Source organism: Nocardioides sp. NPDC054178, from assembly GCF_055585005.1.
Map to the genome: position 1 here is coordinate 316,666 of NZ_JBVJKY010000005.1, position 21,601 is coordinate 338,266.

Genomic DNA, 21,601 nt, shown 5'->3' on the forward strand with positions numbered 1-21,601 from the left:
CATACCCGAGATCCATCTCACGTTCATGAGCGGGTCGGATCAGTGTTGTTAACGTCTGGTCATGACGATTTCTCGGCGGTCGCTGGTGCTGACGGTCCTGATCGCCCTGATGGTCGTCATCCTCGCGGTCGTCGAGCTGCCCGGCCGGCCCGCGCAGGCGGCGAGCGCGAAGCGGGTCCTGGCGATCTCGGTCGACGGTCTCGGCGTGACCGCGATCGAGAAGCTCGGCCCCGGCAACCTGCCCAACATCTACCGGCTGATGCGCGGCGGCGCCTCGACCCGCGAGGCCCGCAGCGAGTACGAGCAGAACGTCACCCTGCCCAACCACACCTCGATGGTCACCAGCCGCCGGATCGCCCGGTCCGCCCACGGCCACGGGGTCATCTGGAACGAGGACCGGTCGTGGATGACGGTGCAGGAGGCTGCCGGGCACCCGGTCTCGTCGGTCTTCAGCCAGGTCGAGCGGGCCGGCCGGAGCAGCGCCCTGTTCGCCTCGAAGTCGAAGTTCGGCCTCTTCGACCGTTCCTGGCCCTCGATCGACCGGTTCGTGGTCGACGGCGACGCCGACCTGGTCGGCCGAGCGGCCCGCGACCTGGCGGACAAGAAGCGCGCCTTCACCTTCGTCCACCTGGGCTCCCCCGACCACTACGGCCACCGCGACGGCGGGATGAGCGCGGCCTACCGTGCCTCGGTGATCCGCACCGACGCCCGCATCGGCAGGCTGTTGAAGGTGATCGACTCCTCGGCGACGCTCAAGCGGTCGACGTACGTCATCCTCACCGCCGACCACGGCTTCAAGGCCGCCGCCAGGGACCACAGCGCCCACCTCTACGCCAACTACCGGATCCCGTTCGTCGTGTGGGGCCCGGGGGCCGCCCGCGGTGCCTCGCTCTACCGGCTCAACCCCGACTACCGCGCGCCGGGGACGACCCGGCCGACGTACGCCGGCAAGCAGCCGATCCGCAACGGCGACCTCGGCAACCTGGCGCTCGACCTGCTCGGCCTGGGCCCGATCCCCGGCAGCACGCTGAACTCCACTCAGTCACTAGACATTCGCTGAGCGTTCGCCCGAGGTGCCATCGGGTTCACTTAGGGTGTGCCGGTGCGTCGCCTCTTCCCTCTCGTCTCCCTCGGCATCTTCGTCGCGGTCGTGCTCGTCGTGGCGTTCACCGCGCTGCCCGACCGGGACGGCGGCGGTGGCGGCGGCGTGGGTCGCGACGCTGCTGAGCGCGAGACCACCCAGGTCGACCGGAAGGTGCTCGCGATCTCGATCGACGGGCTCAACCCGGATGCGCTGACGACGCTCGGGCCGGCGAAGACGCCCCACATCCACCGGCTGATCGACGAGGGCGCCTCGACGCTCAACGCCCGCACGGCCTACGAGAAGAACATCACCCTCCCCAACCACACCGGCATGGTCACCAGCGACCCGATCAACGCCGACGACGGCGGCCACGGGGTCACCTGGAACGTCGGCGACCCGTCGAAGTCGATCGACCCGGACGAGGACTCGGTCTTCACCGTCGCCCACGAGGCCGGGCTCAGCACGGGCGTCTTCGTGACCAAGCAGAAGTTCGAGCTGTGGGAGCGGGCCTGGAAGAACGACATCGACGTCTTCGAAGCCGTGGACGACCACGACGAGCTGGTCCCGGAGGCCGCGAAGGACCTGGCCGACGAGCAGCGCGACCTCACCTTCGTACATCTCTCGCTTCCCGACGTCGCCGGGCACGCCTCCGGCGGGATGTCGCCGGACTACCTCGACGCGGTGGAGGAGTCCGACGCCCAGGTCGGTGAGTTCCTCGACGTCATCGACGCCGATCCCGGGCTGACGAAGGATCTCGACGTCATCCTCACCGCCGACCACGGCTTCAAGCCGGGCATCACCAACCACTCCGAGAAGGTCTACGAGAACTATCGGATCCCGTTCATCGTCTGGGGCCCGGACGCCGGCGCCGGCGCGGACCTCTACGAGCTCAACTCCGACGACTACCGCGACCCCGGAAAGGGCCGCCCCGACTACGAGGGCCCTCAGCCCGTACGCAACGCCGACCTCGGCAACCTGGCCCTGGACCTCCTCGGTCTCGGCCCCATCCAGACCAGCGACATCGGCAAGTCGCAGACGCTCGACGTCAAGTGACGTTGCCGTAACCGTCCACGAGCACACACGACCCTGAGGTACGTTTCGAACGTAACCTCCCCAAGGAGCGTGCGATGTCGGTCAGCCGGATGGCTCGGGCAGCTTTACGCAGGGATCGTCGTGTGCGGCGGGTCGCGATCGTCGGGGCCGGCCTCGGCGGCCTGACCCTCGCCGTCGGGCTGCGCCGCCGGGGCATCGAGGTCGAGGTGTACGAGGCCACGACCGATCCGCTCCCGGCCGGCGACGCCGTGCTGCTTCCCGCCAACGCGACCAGGCTCCTGGAGCGCATCGGGCTCGAGCCGGACCTCGGCGAGGCGGCGGCGACCGTCGACGGCCTGGTCTGGCGCGACGGCCACACCGGCGCCGCGATCGGACGGGTGCTCTCCGCCGCGGCGTACGCGGACCGCGCCGGGGCGCCCTGCTACGGCATCGATCGCGCCGCCCTGCAGGCGCTGCTGAGCCGGGCGTTCGGCACCGACGGTCTCCACCTCGGCCACCGCCTGGTCGGGCTCACCGACCCCGGCGAGGGGCCTGTGAGCCTGGAGTTCGCCGGCGGCGAGACGGTCGAGGCCGACCTGGTCATCGGCGCCGACGGCGCCGCATCGATGCTGCGCGAGCACGTCGTCGGCTACGACGACGCGCAGTTCTCCGGCTGCATCGCCTGGCGCGGGATCGTCCCGCGCTCGCAGCTCACGCTGCTCCCCGACCCCGGTCGCGTGCAGCTGTGGACGGGCGCCGGCGGCCACCTGATGCATCACCCGGTCGGCACCGGCGACCACGCGTTCTGGCTGGTCAAGCGTCAGGCCGGCCCCTGGGCGCCGGACTCGTGGTCCTGGCCGGACGACCCGGACGCGCACGTGCACGCCTGTGCCGGCTGGCATCCGGCCGTGGTCCAGATGGTCTCCGCGGCACCGTGCTCGGAGCACTGGGGTCTCTTCCACCGGCCGCCCCTGGCCACCTGGTCACGCGGCCGCGTCACGCTGCTCGGCGACGCCGCCCACCTGATGCCGCCCCACCACGGCCAAGGGGCCGCCCAGGCGATCGAGGATGCGACCGTCCTCGCCGACTGCCTCGCCACCGACGACGACACGGACCGCGCCCTGGCGACCTACGAGGTACGCCGCCGCGACCGCACCCGCCGGATCCAGATCGCCTCGCTGGCAGCCGCCGACGTGCTCCACCTCCCCGACGGTCCGCGCGCCCAGGCCCGCAACAAGCGGCTCGGGTCACCCGATGCGTACGACCGCCATCTGGCCTGGATCCACGACCACGACGCCGGCCTCCCGTAACCCCGGAGCCCGCTGCGGCGTTGCCCAGGTGTGAGAGCCTTCCTCGGCCGCCAGGGCTTCATGGCGCTCGGCATCTGGGCGATGTACGCATCAGCCATCGCCGTAGCGCTGGCCCAGCTCGGCTCCACCCCCGAGGCCGACCGCCCGCTCGCCCCCGGCAGCCCCGCCGCCCTCATCCAGCAGCACGACTGCTGGAGCACCGAGGCCCCCCGCGACATGACCGGCAGGCTTCCCGCCCACGCCATCGTCGCCACCGGCCCCGCCCCGCGCTACGTCGACGCCCACCTCACCGGCAAGGCCCTCGACCAGGTCTTCTCCGGCGAGGACCACGGCCTCGTCGTCTACGCCTTCTGCCGCTGACCGACCCTCACGCCCAGAGCTGGCCCTCGAGACCTTCCTCGGCCTCGTCGATGGTGCCTTCGTACGCCCCGGTGGAGAGGTACTTCCAGCCGCCGTCGGCGACGACGAAGGCGATGTCGGCCTTCTCCCCGGCCTGGAGGGACTTGGCGGCCTGGGCGAGGGCGGCGTGGAGGATCGCGCCGGTGGAGATGCCGGCGAAGATGCCCTCCAGCTCGAGGAGCTCGCGGACGCGGCGTACGGCGTCACGGGGGCCGACCGAGAAGCGGGCGTCGATGAACGAGGCGTCGTAGAGCTCGGGGACGAAGCCCTCGTCGAGGTTACGCAGGCCGTAGACGAGCTCGCCGTAGCGCGGCTCGGCGGCCACGATGCGTACGTCCGGCTTGGCGGAGCGGAAGAAGCGACCGACGCCCATCAGCGTCCCGGTCGTGCCGAGCCCAGCGACGAAGTGGGTGATCGAGGGCAGGTCGGCGAGGAGCTCGGGGCCGGTGCCCTCCTCGTGGGCGAGCGCGTTGGCGGAGTTGCCGTACTGGTAGAGCATCTCCCAGTCGGGGTGCTCGGCGGCGAGACGCTTGGCGACCCGGACGGCCTCGTTGGAGCCGCCGGCGGCGGGCGAGGAGACGATCTCGGCGCCCCACATCCGCAGCAGCTGGCGCCGCTCCTCGGAGGTGTTCTCGGGCATCACGCACACGATCCGGTAGCCCTTGAGCTTGGCCGCCATGGCCAGCGAGATCCCGGTGTTGCCGGAGGTCGGCTCCAGGATCGTGCAGCCCGGGCGGAGCCTGCCGTCCTTCTCGGCCTCCTCGACCATGCGAAGAGCCGGGCGGTCCTTGATCGAGCCGGTGGGGTTCCGGTCCTCGAGCTTGGCCCACAGACGTACGTCGGGAGAGGGCGAGAGGCGGGGCAGCCCCACCAACGGGGTGCCCCCGACCGACGCCAGCAGGTTGTCGTAGCGCATGGGGTCCATCGTCGCATCAACCGATCGTCTGATGCCCACTCGCGCCGATCGCCCGATCCGTGAGACCGCGTCACCGACCAGGCTGGAGATATGCATCAGGAGCGAGAACCAGCGGTCGTCGTGGACGGCCTGCGCAAGACCTATGGCGAGAAGGTGGCGGTCGACGAGATCAGCCTGATCGTCCACGAGGGCGAGATCTTCGGCATCCTCGGGCCCAACGGGGCCGGCAAGAGCACGACCGTCGAGTCGATCGCCGGGCTCCGGGTCGGCGACCGGGGCCGGATCCGGGTTCACGGCATCGATCCCTGGACGGACCGGGCGGCGGTGACGGAGGTGCTCGGCGTACAGCTCCAGGAGGCGAAGCTGCAGCCGAAGATCACGGTCCGGGAGGCGCTGGAGCTGTGGAGCGCGTTCTATGACGACCCGGAGCCGTGGGAGCCGCTTGCCGAACGGCTCGGACTCGGGACCCACCTGCGGCAGCGGTTCGAGAACCTCTCCGGCGGCCAGCAGCAGCGGCTCTCGATCGCGCTGGCGCTGATCGGCCGGCCGCGGGTCGTCGTGCTCGACGAGCTCACCACCGGCCTGGACCCGCGGGCCCGCCGCGAGGTGTGGGACCTGGTGCGCGACGTACGCGACCGGGGCGTGACCGTCCTGCTGGTCACCCACTCGATGAAGGAGGCCCAGACGCTCTGCGACCGGATCGCCATCGTCGACGCCGGCCGGATCCGGGCGCTGGACACCCCGGCCGGGCTCATCGACTCCGCCTCCGCGGCCACCATCACCACCTTCGAGACCACGGTCGCGATCGACCTGGCCTCGCTGCGCGACCTCGACGGCGTCACCGCCGCGCGCAGCGAGAGCGGCACCGTCACGGTCGAGGGCGCCGACGGGGTCGCCCTCGCAGTCATCGAGGCGCTGCGTACGCAGGGGGTGGCGCCGCTGCGGCTCCGGGTCGCCGCCGGGAGCCTCGACGCCGCCTACCTCGACCTCACCCAGACCATCACCGCCGTGGAGGAACTGCGATGACAAGCCCGACCGTTGCCATGATCCGTACGGAGACACGGCTCTTCGCCCGTGAGCGACTCTCGCTCTTCTGGATCCTCGCGTTCCCGACCTTGCTGCTTGTGGTGCTCGGGGTCGTGCCCGCCTTCCGCGAGTACAACGAGGACTTCGGCGGCCGCCGGCTGATCGACCTCTACGTCCCGACCACGGTGCTGCTCTCGATGATCATGGCGGCGATCATGACGATGCCGCCGACGCTGACCGGATACCGCGAGAGCGGGGTGCTGCGGCGGCTCGGGACCACCCCGGCGCGGCCGTCCTCGATCCTGCTCGGCCAGGTGCTGGTGCACGCGGTCGCGGTCGCGGCATCGTCGGTGATCGTGCTCGTGGTCGGCCGGGTGGTGTTCGAGACGCCGCTGCCGGGATCACTCCTGGGATACGCGGCGGCCTACCTGCTGGCGCTGGCCGTCTCGCTCGGGATCGGGACCGCGATCACCGCGGTCTCCCCCAACGCCAAGACCGGACAGGTGGTCGCGATGGTGGCCTTCGTCCCCAGCATGTTCACCGCAGGGGTCTACTTCCCCGTCGAGGTCTTCGGCGGCACCGTGCGTGACGTCATCTCGCTCACTCCCTACGGCGCAGCCTCGAACGCCCTCAACGACGCCGGCGCCGGGACCTTCCCGCAGCTGATGGACCTCGCGGTGATGGGCGGCTGGGCGATCGCGCTCTATGTGATTGCCGTGCGCGCGTTCAAGTGGCAGTGAGAGGGTCTGGGCATGGACTCCGTCCTCGAGCACGATCAGCGCTGGGTGCGCAACCTCAAGGTGCTGCCCTTGGCGCTGATCGTGCTCGCCACGACCATCTGCATCGCGACGCTGCCGGAGCTGGGCCCCAGCACTCTCGAGGCCCGAGCGGCGTTCGGCGGGCTGGTGGTGGCGGTCGCGGTGTGGTCCTGGTGGTGGACCTACGTCCACGGGGGCCCGCACCCGGTCGGCTACATCGGACGCACTCTGCTGATCGCCGTCCTCACCCTGATGCACCCGCTGTTCTGCATCGTCGCGTGGGTCGGGTTCCTGGATGCCTTCGACTCCTTCCGCGGCCGCTGGCGCTGGGGGGCGATGGCGGTCACCTCGCTGATCATGGCCACCGGGCAGACCGGGGGCCCGCCACCGTACGACAACCCGTGGCAAGCAGCCCTGCTGCCGCTGCTGTTCGTGGTGAACTTCGGGCTCGCCTCGCTGATGGGCCGCTACAGCGAGCACCTCGAGGCGGTGAGCCAGGAACGGGCCGACACCATCGGCCGCCTCGAGGAGGCCCTCGCCGAGAACGCCCGGCTCCAGGAGGAGCTCCTGGCCCAGTCCCGCTCCGCCGGCGTGCGCGACGAGCGCGAGCGCCTCGCCCGCGAGATCCACGACACCATCGCCCAGTCCCTCGCCGGTGTCGTCGCGCAGCTCCAGGCCGCCCAGGGGTCCGACGACGCCGAGGACGTACGCGGCCGGGTGGCCCGGGCCACCGAGATGGCCCGCACCGCACTGGTGGAGGCCCGGCGCTCCGTGCAGGACCTGACCCCCGCCGAGCTGGCCGACGCGGGCCTCGCCGACGCCCTCTCGACGTTGGTCGCCGGCTGGCGCGACGACCACGGGGTCGAGGCCTCCTTCGTCGTCGTCGGCGAGGCCACGGCACTGCACTCCGAGGTCGAGGCGACCCTGCTGCGGATCGCCCAGGAGGCCCTCGCCAACGTCGCCAAGCACGCCGGCGCGTCCCGGGTCGGCGTCACCCTCACCTTCGACGAGGCCGAGGTCATCCTCGACGTGCGCGACGACGGCTCCGGGTTCGATCCCGCCGCTCCCCGCCGTTCGTCCTCGTTCGGGCTGGGCGTGATGCGGGAGCGGGCCCAGCGCCTGGCCGGCACCTTCACGCTCGAGTCCGCCCCCGGCGCCGGCACCGCCGTCTCCACCAGCATTCCCGCACTCACCCGAGGACCCGCATGACGCAGATCAGGATCGTGGTCGCCGACGACCACCCCGTCGTACGCGACGGGGTGGTCGGCGTGCTCCGCGCGCAGGGCTTCGAGGTCGTCGGCCAGGCGGGCGACGGGGCGCAGGCCCTGGCCCTCGTCGAGGAGCTCGACCCCGACGTCCTCGTCCTCGACCTGCGGATGCCGGGCACCGGAGGGGTCGAGGTGATCGAGCGGCTCCGGGCGCGCGAGTCACGGGCCGGCGTACTGGTGCTGACGACGTTCGACACCGACTCCGACGTGGTCGCCGCGATCGAGGCGGGTGCGACGGGCTACCTGCTCAAGGACGCCCCGACGCCCGACCTGGTCCAGGCCGTCCGCGCGACCGCGGCCGGCGAGACCGTCCTCTCCCCCGCTGTCGCGACCCGGCTCGCCTCCCGGCTCCGCTCCCCCGGCCCGACGGCCCAGCTGAGCCCGCGCGAGCGCGAGGTGCTCACCCTGGTCGCCCGCGGGACGACCAACCGCGCGATCGCCGCGCAGCTCTTCGTCAGCGAGGCCACGGTCAAGACCCACCTGGGTCACATCTTCGACAAGCTCGGGGTCACAGACAGAGCAGCCGCGGTCGCACGAGCGTACGACCGCGGCATTCTGGGCTGAGAGAGCGTTGCCCGCAGACCGAGATACCTCGGTCTGGAGTCACTTCCTTCGCGGAACTCCGCGAGGGCAGTGAGCGCTCACCGAGTTACCTCGGTGAGCATCCACACCGCTCAGCAGCCGCCTGCGACGGCGGGGAGGACGACGACCTGGTCGCCGTCCTTGAGCTCGGCGTCGAGACCGCCGATGAAGCGGACGTCCTCGTCGTTGATGTAGACGTTGACGAAGCGGCGCAGGTCACCGTTGTCGATGAGGCGCTCCTTGATGCCGGAGTGTTTCGCCTCGAGGTCGTCGATGAGCGCGCTCAGGGTCTTGCCCTCGGCGCTGACTGCCTTCTCACCGGCGGTGTAGGTGCGGAGGATGGTCGGGATCTTGACCTCGATGGCCATGGGTTGGTTCTCCTAGATGTAGGTGGTGCGCGTCACGACAACGTCGCGACGATGTTGATTTCTTCCTCGGTGACGGTGCCGTCGACGATCCGGTACGACCGGAACTCGACCGGACCCGCGTCATTTCCGTGCTCGCGGGTGCTGACCAGCACGTAGTGAGCGTTCGGCTCCATCGCCAGCCCGATGTCGGTGCGCGAGGGGTAGGCCTCGGTCGCCGTGTGGGAGTGGTAGACGATCACCGGCTCCTCGTCGTTCGCGTCCATCTCCTTGTAGAGCTGGAGCAGATCGGTCGAGTCGAACTCGTAGAAGGTCGGCGAGCCGGCGGCGTTGATCATCTCGATGAACCGCTCCGGCCGGTCGGACCCCTCAGGGCCCGCGACGATCCCGCACGCCTCGTCGGGATGGTCGCGCTTCGCGTGGGCGACGATCGCGTCGTACGTCGCCTGGTCGATGGTCAGCACAGGATCAGCCTAGGCGGACCTGGTCCGGCTCCTGAACGTGACCGGCCCTCGGACTCGCCCCGGCCACGCGCCGTCAACCGTGCTAGGCGGCCACGGACAGACCGCCGCGGACGAGGTCGGCATAGGCACCGCCCCGCAGCAGCAGCTCCTCGTGGGTGCCGACCTCGACGACCCGGCCCTGGTCGAGCACGGCGATCTGGTCGGCGTCGCGGACGGTGGAGAGCCGGTGGGCGATGGTGATCGTCGTACGCCCCTGCGCCAGCCGGTCCAGGGCCGCCTGCACCTCCCGCTCGGTGGTGTTGTCGAGCGCGGAGGTCGCCTCGTCGAGCACGAGCACACGGGGGTCGCGCAGCAGGGTGCGGGCGATCGCCAGCCGCTGCTGCTCGCCGCCCGAGAAGCGGTGGCCGCGGGAGCCGACCAGGGTGTCGTAGCCCTCGGGCAGCTCGACGATCAGGTCGTGGATCCGGGCCGCGCGGGCGGCCGCCTCGATCTCGGCGTCGCTCGCCTCGGGTCGGGCGTGGCGCAGGTTGTCGCGGACGCTCGCATGGAGCAGATAGGTCTCCTGGGTGACCATGCCGACGTTGGCGGCCAGGTCGGCCAGGTCCAGGTCGCGCAGGTCGATCCCGTCGATCATCACCCGGCCGGAGGTCGGGTCGTGCAGCCTCGCGACCATCCCCGCCAGGGTCGACTTGCCCGATCCGGTCGCCCCGACCAGCGCCAGCGAGCCGCCCGCAGGCACCCGCAGCGAGATGTCCTCGAGGACAGGGCGCGAGCCGTCATAGGTGAACCCGACGGCATCGAAGACGACATCGCCACGAGCCTCACCCAGAGGCACCGGGGAGGCCGGGTCGTCGATCTCGACCGGCAGGTCGAGGTACTCGAAGATCCGGGAGAAGAGCGCCAGCGAGGAGGTGACGTCGACCCCGACGTTGAGCAGCCCCATCAGCGGCCGGAAGAGCGAGCCCTGCAGCGAGACGAAGGCGACCAGCGTCCCGATCGTCAGCGCGCCCGAGGTCGCCGGGAACCCGGCCGCGAGGTAGAGCGCGGCGGGAACCGCGGCGAAGACCACCTGCATGGTCGCCATCCGCCACCGGCCGGCGAGCTGGCTGCGTACCTCGAGACCGACGAGGTCGTCGGAGGTCTGCTCGAAGCGGGAGGCCAGTGCCGGCGCGGCCCCGAGGGTCTTGGTCAGCAGGATGCCGCTGACCGAGAGCCCCTCCTCGACCTGCACGTGCAGGTCGGCCATCCTGGCCTGCCTCTGGGTGGTCACGGCGTAGCGCATCTGCGCCACCTTGCGGGTGGTCCACACCGCGGGCGGCAGCACCACCAGGGAGATCAGCGCGAGGCGCCAGTTGAGCGCCATCATCGCGACCACGGTGCCGGCCACGACGGTGACGTTGGCCGCGATCGAGGTCGCGGTGGAGGTGACCACCGACTGCATCGAGCCGATGTCGTTGACCATCCGCGACTGGACCTCCCCACCGCGCGTCCGGGTGAAGAAGTCGAGCGACTGGCGCTGCAGGTGCCCGAAGAGGTCCGTACGCAGCCGGTGCATGACCCGCTGGCCGACCTCGGTGGAGATCAGCGTCTGGGCGACCCCGAGGGCGGCCGAGGCGATCGCGACGAGCACCATCGCGGCGACGCAGAGCATCAGCAGCGAGGTGTCACCCTCGGGCAGGGCGGTGTCGATGACGTGCTTGACGAGGAACGGCTGCGCCAGCCCGATCACCGAGCTGATCACGATCAGCGCCACGACGAGAAGCAGGCGCCCTCGGTAGGGCGCGAAGAGACGCGCGATCCGGCGCAGCGAGACCGGCTGGGCCTCCAGCTGGGCGCGGTCGGCGCGCTTGTTGCGGGGGTCGCGGCCGGAGCGGCCGGGCTCGCCCGAAGACTTGTACGGGTGCGGGTCACTCATCCGAACACCTCGATCCTGATTACTGAGGTTGACTCACAATGAGGCTAACCCATGATGGGTTAGAGTTATTCCCGTGGACGAGACCGCCGACCTGCTGATGGCGGCAGCACGCACCCTCCGACGACACTTCGGCGCCGCCACCGCCCGCTGGGGGATCACCCCCTCGCAGGGCCGAGCGCTGCGCATCGTGCTCGCCGCCGACGAGCCCATCCGGCTCTCGGCACTGGCCGAGCGGCTCCACATCGTGCCCAGGTCGGCCACCGAGGTCGTCGACGGCCTCGAGGGCCACGGCCTGGTCGCGCGGCAGCCCGACCCGGCCGACCGCCGGGCGGTCTGCGTGGTGGCGACCGAGGAGGGCGTACGTCTGGGCCGGACGATCGACAGGGCCCGTCAGGAGGCGGCCGACGAGTTCCTGGCAGTCCTTCCCGACAGCGACCGGGAGAGCCTGCGCACGATCCTGGTCAGGCTGACCGACGACTCACTCCGCTGACCACAGCGCCTCGACGATGGTCTCCTGCAGGATCCCGACCCACTGGTAGATCCCGTAGACCTGGCCGGCGGGGTCGTCGTCGGGCAGCGAGTCCCAGAAGTCCTCGTCGCCCTCCTCGACCCCGAGCCGGGTCGCGAGCGCGAGCCGGATGTCGGTGAAGGAGCGCATCCAGGCCTCGGCGTCGGGGATCGGGAGCTCGACGTCGATGACCAGCCCGTCCTCGTCGAGCTCGGGCGGGAGCCCGGCCTCCTCGAGCGAGTCGATGATCGTGGAGGCGGCCCGCGCCTTGCCGTCGCGCAGCCCGCCCTCGGTGAACCGCCGGAACTCCCCGGCGGCCTCGGCGTCGTCACCGTAGGCCGAGGGGAAGAGCCGCTTCAGGACCGGGTCCTCGGGCTCCGTGGTCGGCCCCGAGAAGTCGAGCAGCGCCTCGAGCGGGTCGTCGCTCTCGGCCGGGGCGGCGACCTCGTTGCGCAACAGCTCGACGAGCTGGGAGGCCAGCGAGCGGAGCAGGTCGGCCTCGAACCCGGAGAAGGTGGCGATGATCTGCTTGCCGCGGCGGTGGTAGCTGAACCCGCCCATCAATCCTGCTTCTCCAGCGTCGCCCACAGGCCGTACTCGTGCATCGCCTGCACGTCGCGCTCCATCTCCTCGCGCGACCCGGTGGAGACGGCCGACTTGCCGTCGTTGTGCACCTCCATCATCAGCTTCTCCGACTTCTTCTTGGAGTAGCCGAAGTACTTCTGGAAGACGAAGGTGACGTACGACATCAGGTTGACCGGGTCGTTCCAGACGATGGTGACCCACGGGGTCGCGGGCGCGACGAGATCATCGATCTCGGGCTCGTCGAGCTCCACAGGGCTTGGCGCGCTCATGGCATCCATCGTGCCACGATGTGCTCGTGGACTCGACAGCGGACTCGACCGCGCTCCTGACAGATCACTACGAGCTGACCATGCTCCAGGCCGCCCTGAAGGCGGGCACCGCGGAGCGCCGTGCCGTCTTCGAGCTGTTCCCCCGGCGCCTGGCCGGCGGGCGTCGCTACGGCGTGGTGGCGGGGGTCGGGCGAGCCCTCGACGCCCTGGAGGCGTTCCGCTTCGGCTCCGAGCAGCTGGCGATCCTGGAGGGCGTCGTCGACGGCCCGACCCTGGAATGGCTGGCCGGCTACCGCTTCACCGGCGACATCTGGGGGTACGCCGAGGGCGAGACCTTCTTCCCGCAGTCGCCGCTGCTCGTGGTCGAGGCCAGCTTCGCCGAGGCGGTCGTCCTGGAGACGGTGCTCCTCTCGATCTACAACCACGACTCGGCCATCGCCACCGCGGCCTCCCGGATGACGATGGCGGCCGGCGAGCGCCCGTGCATCGAGATGGGCTCGCGCCGCACCCACGAGGCGGCCGCGATCGCCGCCGCCCGCGCGGCCTACGTCGCCGGCTTCACCGCCACCTCCAACCTGGCCGCCCGCGCCCGCTTCGGCGTCCCCACGACCGGCACCTCCGCGCACGCCTTCACCCTCCTGCACGACACCGAGGAGCAGGCCTTCCAGGCCCAGGTCGCCTCCCTCGGCAAGGGCACCACGCTGCTGGTGGACACCTACGACATCGCCGAGGCGGTGGCCACGGCGGTCGAGATCGCCGGTCCCGAGCTCGGTGCGGTGCGGATCGACTCCGGCGACCTGGGGCTGCTCGCCCATGACGTACGCCGTCAGCTCGACGACCTCGGCGCCACCGAGACGAAGATCATCGTCACCAGCGACCTGGACGAGTACGCCATCGCCGGCCTGGCGGCCGCCCCCGTCGACGGCTACGGCGTCGGCACCCAGCTGGTCACCGGCTCCGGCCACCCGACGGCCGGCTTCGTCTACAAGCTGGTCGCCCGCGAAGGTGCCTCCGGCGACCTCGAGCCGGTCGCCAAGAAGAGTGCCGCCAAGACCTCGATCGGCGGCCGGAAGTACGCCCTGCGCCGCCGCAACCGCAAAGACGTCGCCGACGCCGAGGTGATCGGCATCGGCACCGCTCCTCAGGGCGACAACAACGACCGGCCGCTGCTCACCCAGCTGGTCAAGGGCGGCGAGATCGTCGGCCGCGAGCCCCTCGACGCGGCTCGCGACCGCCACCACGCCTCCGTCGCCGAGCTCCCCGTCATCGCCCACTCGCTCCTGAAGGGCGATCCGGCGATCCCCACCCAGTTCATCTGATCGCACGCCGTCCGGCCGGATGTTCGTCTAGGTATGCAGACCAACCCTCACAGCCCACGTGGAACTCCGCTAGGGATGTGACGGTTCAGCTGCATACCTAGACGAACCGTCACCGTCTACTCTGGCGAGCATGACGCGTGCACTGATCGTGGTCGACGTACAGAACGACTTCTGCGAGGGCGGGTCCCTGCCGGTCGACGGCGGGGCCCGGGTGGCCTACGACATCGGTCAGCTGCTGCGGGAGCGGGCGGCGAGCAAGGAGCCGGAGCAGACGTACGGGCTGGTCGTGGCGACCAAGGACCACCACATCGACCCGGGCGACCACTTCGGCAACCCGCCGGACTACGTCAGCTCCTGGCCGGCGCACTGCGTGGTCGGCACCGACGGCGAGGCCTTCCACCCCAACCTCGACCCGGTCACCTTCGACGAGATCTTCCGCAAGGGTGAGTACGCAGCGGCCTACTCCGGCTTCGAGGGCGCGGCGACAAGCGGCACCACCCTGACCGACTGGCTCCGGGCGCACGGCGTCGAGGAGGTCGACGTGTGCGGGCTCGCCACGGACTACTGCGTGCGGGCCACCGCGCTCGACGCCCGCGCCTCCGGTTTCCACACCACGCTTCTCGCCGATCTGGCCGCAGGCGTGGCTGCGGAGTCCACCTCGGCCGCCATCGCGGAGATGCGCTCGGCCGGGATAACGGTCTCGTGACAGAATTGGGAATTTTCAGCAGATAGAAATCAGCTGACGGTCTATTCTCTCTCGAATGGCTCGGATCTCGGCGACAGCCCCACTTCGCGAACCCCACTTCCGCTGGTTCTTCGCGTCCCGATCGGTCAACCTGGTCGGCAACTTCATGGCGCCCGTCGCGCTGGCCTTCGCGGTCCTGGAGGTGAGTGACGCTCCGATCGCGATCGGTGCCGTCCTCGCGGCCCGCACCATCCCGATGATCATCTTCATGCTCATCGGCGGCGTGCTCGCCGACCGGATGGGCCGAGCCCGGATCCTGTTCGCCTCCAACCTGGTCTCGGGGCTGAGCCAGGCGGTCGTCGCCGTCCTCGTCATCACCGGTGTCGCCGAGCTGTGGCACCTGATCGCGCTCGCCGCGCTCAACGGCATCGTCTCCGCCGCCGGCCTGCCCGCCCAGCAGGGGATCATCCCGCTCGTGGTGCCTCGCACCATGCTGCAGGAGGCCAACGTGCTGATGTCGCTGACCCGGGCGGTCGTCGCGGTCGCCGGTCCCGGCACCGCCGGCCTGCTCGTCCTCAGCGTCGGCGCGGGCTGGGCGCTCGCGCTCGACGCCGTCACCTGGATCGTCGCGGCGCTGCTGTTGCTGCCGGTCAAGCTCAGCGGTACGGTCGCCAAGGCCTCGGTCATCGGCGATCTGCGCACCGGATGGGACTACTTCCGCTCGACGACCTGGCTGTGGATCTGCGTCGGCGCCGCCACCATGCTCAACGCCCTCTACGAGGGCGGGCTGCTCACCCTCGGCCCGCAGCGGGCCGAGGGCTCGGAGCTGGGCGCGGGCGGCTGGGGCCTGATCCTGACCTTCCAGGGGATCGGCGTGCTCGCCGCGACGCTCGTGCTGATGAAGGTCCGGCTCGAGCGGCCCCTGTTCTACGGCATGATCGGCATGGCCCTGTTCGGACTGCCGATCGCCGCTCTCGGCTTCTCCACCGACCTCGCCGTGCTGCTGCCCGCGGCCGCCCTCTCCGGTGCCGGCATCCAGGTCTTCAGCCTCGGCTGGCAGCTCTCGATGCAGGAGAACGTCCCCAGCGACCTGCTCTCCCGCGCGTCCTCCTACGACCAGCTCGGCACCTACGTCGCCATCCCCGTCGGGCAGCTGGCGATGGGGCCGCTGGCCGCTGCGTACGGGATCGAGAACATGCTCGCCATCGCCGGCATCGCCTATGTGGTGATCTCCCTCGCCACGCTGCTGAGCCCGGCGGTACGCCGCCTGAACCGGGTCACCTTCCCGGCCCCCGAGCGCAACGGCGCACCGGCGCACTAGGGCTCTAGGACGCCGGCGTCGCGCTCTCCAGCAGTGAGCGCAGCAGGTCGACCAGGCTGGTGACCGAGAGATCGGGGTCGAACGCGCGCTGGACGCCGAGCCCGATGCCGAGCGAGAGCAGCTGGACGGCGGCGTCCTCGGCCGGTGAGGCCAGGGTGAGACCGAGGTCGGCGGCCTGCTGCTCGATGAGGCCGGCGACGGCCGCGGTGAGCTCGCGGCGCCGGCCGGCGAGCTGTTCGCTCACCCCGGGGACGCGGCGGGTGCTGGTCGCGAACTCGACCTCGAGCGCGGTCCAGCCGACGTCGCCGATGTTGGCCTCGGCCCAGGCCGCGAAGGCGTCGATGCGGCCCTCGACCGTGTCGACGCCGCTGACGGCGTCCGCCAGGGACAGCGCCCGCTCCCGGTGGATCACGTCGAGCACGGCGAGACCGAGCTCGTGCTTGGTGGCGAAGTTCGAGTAGACCGCGCCCTTCGAGAAGCCCGCCGTGGCGGCGACCTTGTCGAGGGAGGTCGCGTTGTAGCCGTCCGAGAGGAACAGCTGGTGCGCGGTCGCGACGAGACGCTCCCGCGTCTGTGCGTGCGACTCCTTGCGGGTGATCCGGCTCACGAGCCAGATCTTACCAGTTCGGGGTACCACTGGTATTCAAATACCGTTAGTATCCGGAATATGACTCCACGACGTGCACTCGCCATCGGCTGCGGTGGCACCCTCGGCTTCGCCTGGACGGCCGTCGCCCTCCGCGTCCTCGAGGAGGCGCTGGACTGGGACGTCCGCACGGCCGATGTCCTCGTCGGCACCTCGGCGGGCGCAGAGATCGTCGCGGCCCTCGGGTCCGGCCGTACGCCGCAGGACCTGCTCGACGCTCTCGACGGCGCACCGGGCGCAGACCCCGTCCTGGCGGCCCACGTCGCCACCCACCCCGGCACGATGCCGCCGCTGCCGGCGCCCGCGCTGCCCGCGCTCGGCCTGGTCCGGCCCGGGCTCGCGCGCCGCTCGCCCTACAGCGCGCTGGCCGGGCTGCTCCCCCGCGGCCGCGGGGACGCGAGCTGGCTGAAGGCGTACGGCGATGCCCTGGCCGGACCCGACGGCTGGGTCGGCCACCCGGCGACCTGGCTGGTCGCGGCGGACGCGACCACGGGCGAGAGGGTGGCGTTCGGCTCCGAGAACGCCCCCGCGACCACCCTCGGCGCGGCGATCGCAGCCTCCTGGGCCATCCCCGGCTGGTTCCCGCCGGTCGAGATCGCCGGCCGTCGCCACGTCGACGGAGGTGCGGTCTCCTCCGTCTCGGCCGACCTCCTCCCCCGGGCGGTCGACGAGGTCGTCGTGGTCGCCCCGATGACCACGAAGGGCGGCGTTCCCGCGCGTGGCCTCGACCGGCTCGAACGCCTGCTGCGCTCCCAGATGACCGCGGTGCTCGACCGCGAGGTCGCGCGGCTCGAGGAGGCCGGGACGCGGGTGATCCGGGTCGAGCCCGGCGCCGAGGAACTGGCCGCGATGGGCCCCAACTTCATGGACCTCGGCCGCCGCGAGGCCACCCTCGCCGCGGCCCGCCGACACGTCCCCGGCCGCGTCGCGGCCGCACTCGAAGGAGCAGCTGCATGAGCACCCACCACGAGGTCGTCGTCATCGGCGCCGGCATCTCCGGCATCGCGGCCGCGATCAAGCTGCGCGAGGCGGGCGTCGAGGACGTCGTCATCCTCGAGAAGGCCGACACCTACGGCGGCACCTGGCGGGCCAACACCTATCCGGGCTGCGCGTGCGACGTACCGTCCAACCTCTACTCGTTCTCGTTCGCGCCCAACAGCGACTGGTCACGGGTCTACGGCAACCAGCCGGAGATCCTCGCCTACATCGACAGCGTCGCGCGAGATCGCGGCCTCGAGGACATCACCCGGTTCGGGGTCGAGGTCCGCGGAGCGGCCTGGAACGCGGAGACCGCCGGCTGGCGCCTGGACACCAGCGACGGTCAGATCACCAGCCGCTTCCTGGTCGCCGCCGCCGGGCCGTGGAACGAGCCGAAGATCCCGGACCTGCCCGGCCTGGCCGACTTCCCCGGTGAGGTCTGGCACTCGGCCCGGTGGAACCACGACGTCGACCTCGACGGCAAGCGGGTCGCCGTGATCGGCACCGGGGCCTCGGCGGTCCAGTTCGTTCCCGAGGTCCAGAAAGTGGTCTCCGACCTGCACCTCTTCCAGCGCACCGCGCACTGGGTGCTGCCCAAGGTCGACCATCCCGTGCCGGACGCCGAGAAGTGGGTCAAGCACCACGTGCCCTTCTTCGAGAAGGCGCTCGGAGCGGTCGAGTACGCCGCCATGGAGGCCGTCGGTGTCGCCTTCCGCCGCCCGAAGCCGCTGATGCAGGGCCTGCAGCAGGTCGGCCGGGCCTACCTTCGCGCCGTGGTCCGGGACAAGGAGCTACGCGCGAAGCTGACGCCCGGCTACCTTCTCGGCTGCAAGCGGATCCTCTTCTCCAACAGCTACCTCCAGTCGCTGACGAAGCCCAACGTGGAGGTGCACGCGACCGGCGTCGAGCGGGTCGAGGGTGCGACCGTGATCGGCTCCGACGGCAGCACGGCGGAGGTCGACGCGATCATCCTCGGCACCGGCTTCCACATCCTCGACATGCCGGTCGCCGACCTGATCCGTGGCGCCGACGGCCGCACCCTCGCCGAGCACTGGGCCGGCTCCCCCGAGGCCTACCAGGGCACCTCGGTCGCCGGCTTCCCCAACGCGTTCGTGGTGCTCGGCCCGAGCCTCGGCACCGGTCACGGCTCGGCCTTCGCCGTCGCCGAGTCGCAGGTGGCGATGATCACCGAGGCCATCACGACCGCCCGCGCGCGCGGCTGGGCCTCGCTCGACGTCAGCCCGCACGCCCAGGCCGCGTACGTCGAGGACGTGCAGGCCGCACTCGCCGGCACCGCCTACAGCGGCGCGTCCTGCCACAGCTACTTCGTCGACGCCAACGGTCGCAACAGCTTCTCGTGGCCATGGTCCACCGGTGAGCTGGTCCGCCGGATCAGCCACTTCGAGCCCGCCGACTTCCAGATCACATCAGACGAGACCGTGGAGGTTTCCGCATGACCAGCTACCCCGAGATCGACCTCGACGGCACCCTCGTCGTCATCACCGGCGCCGCCCGCGGCATCGGCCTCGCCACAGCGAAGGAGTTCGTCGCCGCCGGAGCGCGGGTCGCCCTCGGCGACCTCGACGGCGCGCTGGCACTTGAGGCGGCGAAAGGCCTCGGCGAGGGCGCCAGCGGCCACCGGCTCGACGTCACCGACAAGCAGTCCTACGCCGACTTCCTCGCCGCCGCGCAGGAGGCGCACGGCAGAGACGTCGATGTCCTGGTCAACAACGCCGGTGTGATGCCCAACGGCCCCTTCCTCGACCAGGAGGACCGGATCGACCGGCTGACCATGGACGTCAACGTCTACGGCGTCATCCACGGCATGCGGCTCGCGCTGCCCGCGATGATCGCGCGCGGCCACGGCCACGTCGTCAACGTCGCCTCGCTGGCAGGCAAGTTCCCGCTCAAGGGCCTGGCGGTCTACAACGCCAGCAAGTACGCCGTCGTCGGTCTCGGCGCCGCCACCCGGCTCGAGCTCGAGGGCACCGGCGTCTCGCTCACCACCGTGCTGTCGAGTGCCGTACGCACCGAGCTCTCCTCCGGCATCGACCTCGGAATCCTCCCGGCCGTGGACCCCGAGGACATCGCGGCCGCGGTGGTGAGATCGGTGCGCAGCCGGGCGGCCGAGATCGCCGTCCCGTCCTACGTCGGCCTCGCCGCCAAGGGCGCCCCGCTCGTCCCCGAGCGGGTGATGCGGCTGATCCGCCGCGCAGTCCACGACGATGCCGCGATCACCCGCGTCGACCCGGACGTACGCCGGACCTACCTCGACCGCATCGAGGCGCAGTAGGTCTCATCCCCACCTGTCGGCGAGCGTGCGGATCACGTTGAGGTTGCGGTTGGTGCTCGTGGCGATGTGGCGCTCGACGACGGCGTTGGTGATCTTCGTCTGCTGGAAGCCCTCCTCGGTGAGCAGGTGCACGGCGCGACCGATGACATAGACCCGCTCGCCCTCCCCCGCCCGAGCCACCAGCGCCTCCCGGGAACCGGAGTCGCTGAGCTCCTTGCACAGGAACACGTACTGCTTGCCCTCGTGCCCCATCCCGACCGCCGCGGCGTCGTTGGCGATCACCTTCAGCTCCGCGGGTGTCACACAGATCGTCGGCACCTCGAAGAAGCGGTCGGCCGCGAAGGCCTCCTCCAGGATCGCCTCCATCTCGGCCCGGTCGCCGACCGGGTGGTCGAAGCGTACGTTGCCGGTGTTGATGTAGGTCTCGACGTCGGTTCCGCCCGCCCTCACCACGGCGGCGGAGATAGCCTGCTTCGGGAACTTCCGGTTCGCGCCGAGGTTGATGGCGCGCAGGAACGCGATCCAGGTGTGCCGTTCCGTAGTCATTCTCAGATAGTCTCCACCCGTTCACCGCGCCGCAACCCCCAACTCTGGATTCCGATCGATGCCTTCACAGCAGCTGCTTCCCTCGGAAGCCCCGACCGCGTCGGGCTCCGCCTCGGCGACCTCGACCGCTTCGGCCGAGACCCTGGACCTCTCCAGCGACCTCGTCGTCTACGCGGCGCGGCTCATGCGCCTGGTCCGCCGCGCGCTCGACCTTCCGGCCAGCGTCCGGGTCCTCACGATCCTCGACGCCATCGGCCCGCTCGGCATCACCGACCTTGCCCGGGCCGACGGCTGCTCGCAGCCGACCATGTCGGCCCAGATCGCCCAGCTGGTGGAGACCGGCCTGGTCAGCAAGGAGCCCAACCCCGCCGACGCGCGGGCGAGCCTGGTGACCCTCACCGACGCCGGCCGTGCCGACCTGGCCGACGTACGTGAGCGCATCTCCCACCTCATCGCCGAGCGGCTGGAGTCGCGTCAACGCACCCAGGCCGATCTGGAGGCCGCCGTCGCTGTGCTCCGCGACCTGGTCGAGGGCGACTCCCCCGCCTAGGCCAAGGCGGCGGCCGCTGCCGCGACCAGGTCGGGATCGGTCACCCAGTGCCCACCGTCGTCGGCGACTCCCAGCGCAACGCGGCCGTCCGTGACGACCCATCGCTTGGCGGAGAGATGCACGCCCTCGACGCCGAGCGCCGCGAGCGCCCCGATCGCCTCGACGCTCACGCCACCGCCGGCCAGCACGTCCGGCCCGCCGACCGCGACCATCTCGGCGATCGTCGCAGACCCTGCCGCGGCGGCCGGCGCGCCGCCTGAGGTCAGCACCCGGTCGACCACGCCGTCCAGCGCCCGGATCGTCGCGACCGGGTCCGCACTGAGGTCGATGGCCCGGTGGAACGTCACCGTCGCCTCGTACGCAGCGGCAGCATCCGCCAGCGCCCGGACCAGCTCCACGTCGGGCTCCCCGTGCGGGGTGAGCGCGCCGATCACGATCCCGTCGGCTCCGGCCTCCAGGACCGTCTCGGCCTCGCGCCGCAGGAGGCGGCGCTCCTCGAGGGAGTACTCGAACCCGCCCGGCCGCGGCCGGACCAGCACGTGGACACCCTGCCAGCCGTCGGCGGCATCGACGCCGCCGACTTCGTCGAGGACTCCCTCGACCAGTCCCTGCGACGGAGTGACGCCGCCGACCTCGAGGGCGGAGCAGAGCTCGACCCGCGTCGCCCCGCCCGCACGCGCCGCGAGCGCGCCGGCCACCGACGTCACCGCGATCTCGAGTGCTGTCATCGCGTCCTCACGGCAGACAGTCTGCCCGAATCCCTCCCGCCGAGTCGGCTCGTC

Annotated in this window: 25 protein-coding genes; 16 read left to right on the plus strand and 9 right to left on the minus strand. The window is 71.1% G+C overall.

Features of this window, described 5'->3' with window-relative positions; translation table 11 throughout:
• Positions 1–61: 61 nt before the first annotated feature.
• The 4 genes from ACZ6WN_RS19990 to ACZ6WN_RS20005 all read left to right on the plus strand — a co-directional run bounded on the left by ACZ6WN_RS19990 (position 62) and on the right by ACZ6WN_RS20005 (position 3,786).
• Positions 62–1,060, plus strand: coding sequence for an alkaline phosphatase family protein (locus tag ACZ6WN_RS19990; RefSeq protein WP_465867008.1), 999 nt, complete (start codon positions 62–64; stop codon positions 1,058–1,060).
• 42 nt (positions 1,061–1,102) lie between these two features.
• Complete coding sequence (locus ACZ6WN_RS19995; RefSeq protein ID WP_465867009.1) at positions 1,103–2,137, plus strand: alkaline phosphatase family protein; 1,035 nt, start codon at positions 1,103–1,105, stop codon at positions 2,135–2,137.
• A 122-nt stretch (positions 2,138–2,259) separates the two neighbouring features.
• The gene (locus ACZ6WN_RS20000) at positions 2,260–3,426 is read left to right on the plus strand and encodes an FAD-dependent oxidoreductase (protein ID WP_465867010.1); all 1,167 of its coding nucleotides are present in this window, start codon (positions 2,260–2,262) and stop codon (positions 3,424–3,426) included.
• Positions 3,427–3,456: 30 nt separating this feature from the next.
• Entirely contained in the window at positions 3,457–3,786 is a 330-nt protein-coding gene (locus ACZ6WN_RS20005; RefSeq protein WP_465867011.1) for a hypothetical protein, read from the plus strand.
• 7 nt (positions 3,787–3,793) lie between these two features.
• Here the strand turns inward: ACZ6WN_RS20005 and ACZ6WN_RS20010 are convergent, their stop codons facing one another.
• Positions 3,794–4,741, minus strand: coding sequence for a PLP-dependent cysteine synthase family protein (locus ACZ6WN_RS20010; RefSeq protein ID WP_465867013.1), 948 nt, complete (start codon positions 4,739–4,741; stop codon positions 3,794–3,796).
• 90 nt (positions 4,742–4,831) lie between these two features.
• Between ACZ6WN_RS20010 and ACZ6WN_RS20015 the strand changes: the two genes are divergently transcribed.
• The 4 genes from ACZ6WN_RS20015 to ACZ6WN_RS20030 are packed head-to-tail and all read left to right on the plus strand — an operon-like array spanning position 4,832 to position 8,357.
• A complete protein-coding gene (locus ACZ6WN_RS20015; protein ID WP_465867014.1) occupies positions 4,832–5,767 on the plus strand; it encodes an ABC transporter ATP-binding protein in 936 nt (311 codons plus the stop codon).
• On the plus strand, positions 5,764–6,507 hold the full coding sequence (locus ACZ6WN_RS20020) for an ABC transporter permease (RefSeq protein ID WP_465867015.1): 744 nt from the start codon (positions 5,764–5,766) through the stop codon (positions 6,505–6,507). The genes ACZ6WN_RS20015 and ACZ6WN_RS20020 overlap by 4 nt, the downstream gene beginning before the upstream one ends.
• A gap of 12 nt (positions 6,508–6,519) precedes the next feature.
• A complete protein-coding gene (locus ACZ6WN_RS20025; protein ID WP_465867016.1) occupies positions 6,520–7,734 on the plus strand; it encodes a sensor histidine kinase in 1,215 nt (404 codons plus the stop codon).
• A complete protein-coding gene (locus tag ACZ6WN_RS20030) occupies positions 7,731–8,357 on the plus strand; it encodes a response regulator (protein ID WP_465867018.1) in 627 nt (208 codons plus the stop codon). Before ACZ6WN_RS20025 ends, ACZ6WN_RS20030 begins: the two co-directional genes overlap by 4 nt.
• 110 nt (positions 8,358–8,467) lie before the next feature.
• On the opposite strand, the gene ACZ6WN_RS20035 is transcribed toward ACZ6WN_RS20030, so the two are convergent.
• From ACZ6WN_RS20035 to ACZ6WN_RS20045, 3 genes are all read right to left on the minus strand, one after another.
• A complete protein-coding gene (locus ACZ6WN_RS20035) occupies positions 8,468–8,743 on the minus strand; it encodes a MoaD family protein (protein WP_465867020.1) in 276 nt (91 codons plus the stop codon).
• 32 nt (positions 8,744–8,775) lie between these two features.
• Positions 8,776–9,204 carry a M67 family metallopeptidase gene (locus ACZ6WN_RS20040; RefSeq protein ID WP_465867021.1) on the minus strand — a complete coding sequence of 143 codons (429 nt, stop codon included), beginning with the start codon at positions 9,202–9,204 and terminating at the stop codon, positions 8,776–8,778.
• A gap of 82 nt (positions 9,205–9,286) precedes the next feature.
• The gene (locus ACZ6WN_RS20045; protein ID WP_465867022.1) at positions 9,287–11,119 is read right to left on the minus strand and encodes an ABC transporter ATP-binding protein; all 1,833 of its coding nucleotides are present in this window, start codon (positions 11,117–11,119) and stop codon (positions 9,287–9,289) included.
• Positions 11,120–11,192: 73 nt separating this feature from the next.
• Between ACZ6WN_RS20045 and ACZ6WN_RS20050 the strand changes: the two genes are divergently transcribed.
• The gene (locus ACZ6WN_RS20050) at positions 11,193–11,609 is read left to right on the plus strand and encodes a MarR family winged helix-turn-helix transcriptional regulator (protein ID WP_465867024.1); all 417 of its coding nucleotides are present in this window, start codon (positions 11,193–11,195) and stop codon (positions 11,607–11,609) included.
• Here ACZ6WN_RS20050 and ACZ6WN_RS20055 read toward each other — a convergent pair.
• Together ACZ6WN_RS20055 and clpS are read right to left on the minus strand one after the other, a co-directional pair.
• Positions 11,598–12,188 (minus strand): DUF2017 domain-containing protein, encoded by a 591-nt coding sequence (locus ACZ6WN_RS20055; RefSeq protein WP_465867026.1) that lies wholly within the window; start codon positions 12,186–12,188, stop codon positions 11,598–11,600. The genes ACZ6WN_RS20050 and ACZ6WN_RS20055 overlap by 12 nt on opposite strands.
• Positions 12,188–12,481, minus strand: a complete 294-nt coding sequence (clpS, locus tag ACZ6WN_RS20060; RefSeq protein WP_465867027.1) for an ATP-dependent Clp protease adapter ClpS — start codon at positions 12,479–12,481, stop codon at positions 12,188–12,190. The genes ACZ6WN_RS20055 and clpS overlap by 1 nt, the downstream gene beginning before the upstream one ends.
• A 26-nt stretch (positions 12,482–12,507) precedes the next feature.
• Here clpS and ACZ6WN_RS20065 point away from each other — a divergent pair, with 26 nt between their 5' ends.
• The 3 genes from ACZ6WN_RS20065 to ACZ6WN_RS20075 all read left to right on the plus strand — a co-directional run bounded on the left by ACZ6WN_RS20065 (position 12,508) and on the right by ACZ6WN_RS20075 (position 15,806).
• Positions 12,508–13,800 carry a nicotinate phosphoribosyltransferase gene (locus ACZ6WN_RS20065; protein WP_465867029.1) on the plus strand — a complete coding sequence of 431 codons (1,293 nt, stop codon included), beginning with the start codon at positions 12,508–12,510 and terminating at the stop codon, positions 13,798–13,800.
• Between the two features lie 121 nt (positions 13,801–13,921).
• Positions 13,922–14,506 (plus strand): nicotinamidase, encoded by a 585-nt coding sequence (locus ACZ6WN_RS20070; protein WP_465867246.1) that lies wholly within the window; start codon positions 13,922–13,924, stop codon positions 14,504–14,506.
• A 55-nt stretch (positions 14,507–14,561) separates the two neighbouring features.
• Positions 14,562–15,806, plus strand: coding sequence for an MFS transporter (locus ACZ6WN_RS20075; protein ID WP_465867030.1), 1,245 nt, complete (start codon positions 14,562–14,564; stop codon positions 15,804–15,806).
• A gap of 4 nt (positions 15,807–15,810) precedes the next feature.
• Here ACZ6WN_RS20075 and ACZ6WN_RS20080 read toward each other — a convergent pair whose 3' ends face one another.
• Positions 15,811–16,413, minus strand: a complete 603-nt coding sequence (locus ACZ6WN_RS20080; protein WP_465867031.1) for a TetR/AcrR family transcriptional regulator — start codon at positions 16,411–16,413, stop codon at positions 15,811–15,813.
• 60 nt (positions 16,414–16,473) lie between these two features.
• Here ACZ6WN_RS20080 and ACZ6WN_RS20085 point away from each other — a divergent pair, with 60 nt between their 5' ends.
• Genes ACZ6WN_RS20085 through ACZ6WN_RS20095 form a run of 3 tightly spaced genes read left to right on the plus strand, consistent with a single transcriptional unit; the run spans position 16,474 to position 19,723 of the window.
• Entirely contained in the window at positions 16,474–17,409 is a 936-nt protein-coding gene (locus ACZ6WN_RS20085) for a patatin-like phospholipase family protein (protein ID WP_465867033.1), read from the plus strand.
• Positions 17,406–18,887, plus strand: coding sequence for a flavin-containing monooxygenase (locus ACZ6WN_RS20090; RefSeq protein ID WP_465867034.1), 1,482 nt, complete (start codon positions 17,406–17,408; stop codon positions 18,885–18,887). Before ACZ6WN_RS20085 ends, ACZ6WN_RS20090 begins: the two co-directional genes overlap by 4 nt.
• Positions 18,884–19,723 carry an SDR family oxidoreductase gene (locus ACZ6WN_RS20095; RefSeq protein WP_465867036.1) on the plus strand — a complete coding sequence of 280 codons (840 nt, stop codon included), beginning with the start codon at positions 18,884–18,886 and terminating at the stop codon, positions 19,721–19,723. The genes ACZ6WN_RS20090 and ACZ6WN_RS20095 overlap by 4 nt, the downstream gene beginning before the upstream one ends.
• 3 nt (positions 19,724–19,726) lie before the next feature.
• On the opposite strand, the gene ACZ6WN_RS20100 is transcribed toward ACZ6WN_RS20095, so the two are convergent.
• Positions 19,727–20,269 carry a DUF1697 domain-containing protein gene (locus ACZ6WN_RS20100; protein ID WP_465867038.1) on the minus strand — a complete coding sequence of 181 codons (543 nt, stop codon included), beginning with the start codon at positions 20,267–20,269 and terminating at the stop codon, positions 19,727–19,729.
• Positions 20,270–20,327: 58 nt separating this feature from the next.
• Here ACZ6WN_RS20100 and ACZ6WN_RS20105 point away from each other — a divergent pair, with 58 nt between their 5' ends.
• Positions 20,328–20,819 (plus strand): MarR family winged helix-turn-helix transcriptional regulator, encoded by a 492-nt coding sequence (locus tag ACZ6WN_RS20105; protein WP_465867039.1) that lies wholly within the window; start codon positions 20,328–20,330, stop codon positions 20,817–20,819.
• On the opposite strand, the gene ACZ6WN_RS20110 is transcribed toward ACZ6WN_RS20105, so the two are convergent.
• Positions 20,816–21,547, minus strand: a complete 732-nt coding sequence (locus ACZ6WN_RS20110; protein ID WP_465867041.1) for a copper homeostasis protein CutC — start codon at positions 21,545–21,547, stop codon at positions 20,816–20,818. The genes ACZ6WN_RS20105 and ACZ6WN_RS20110 overlap by 4 nt on opposite strands.
• Positions 21,548–21,601 lie beyond the last annotated feature (54 nt).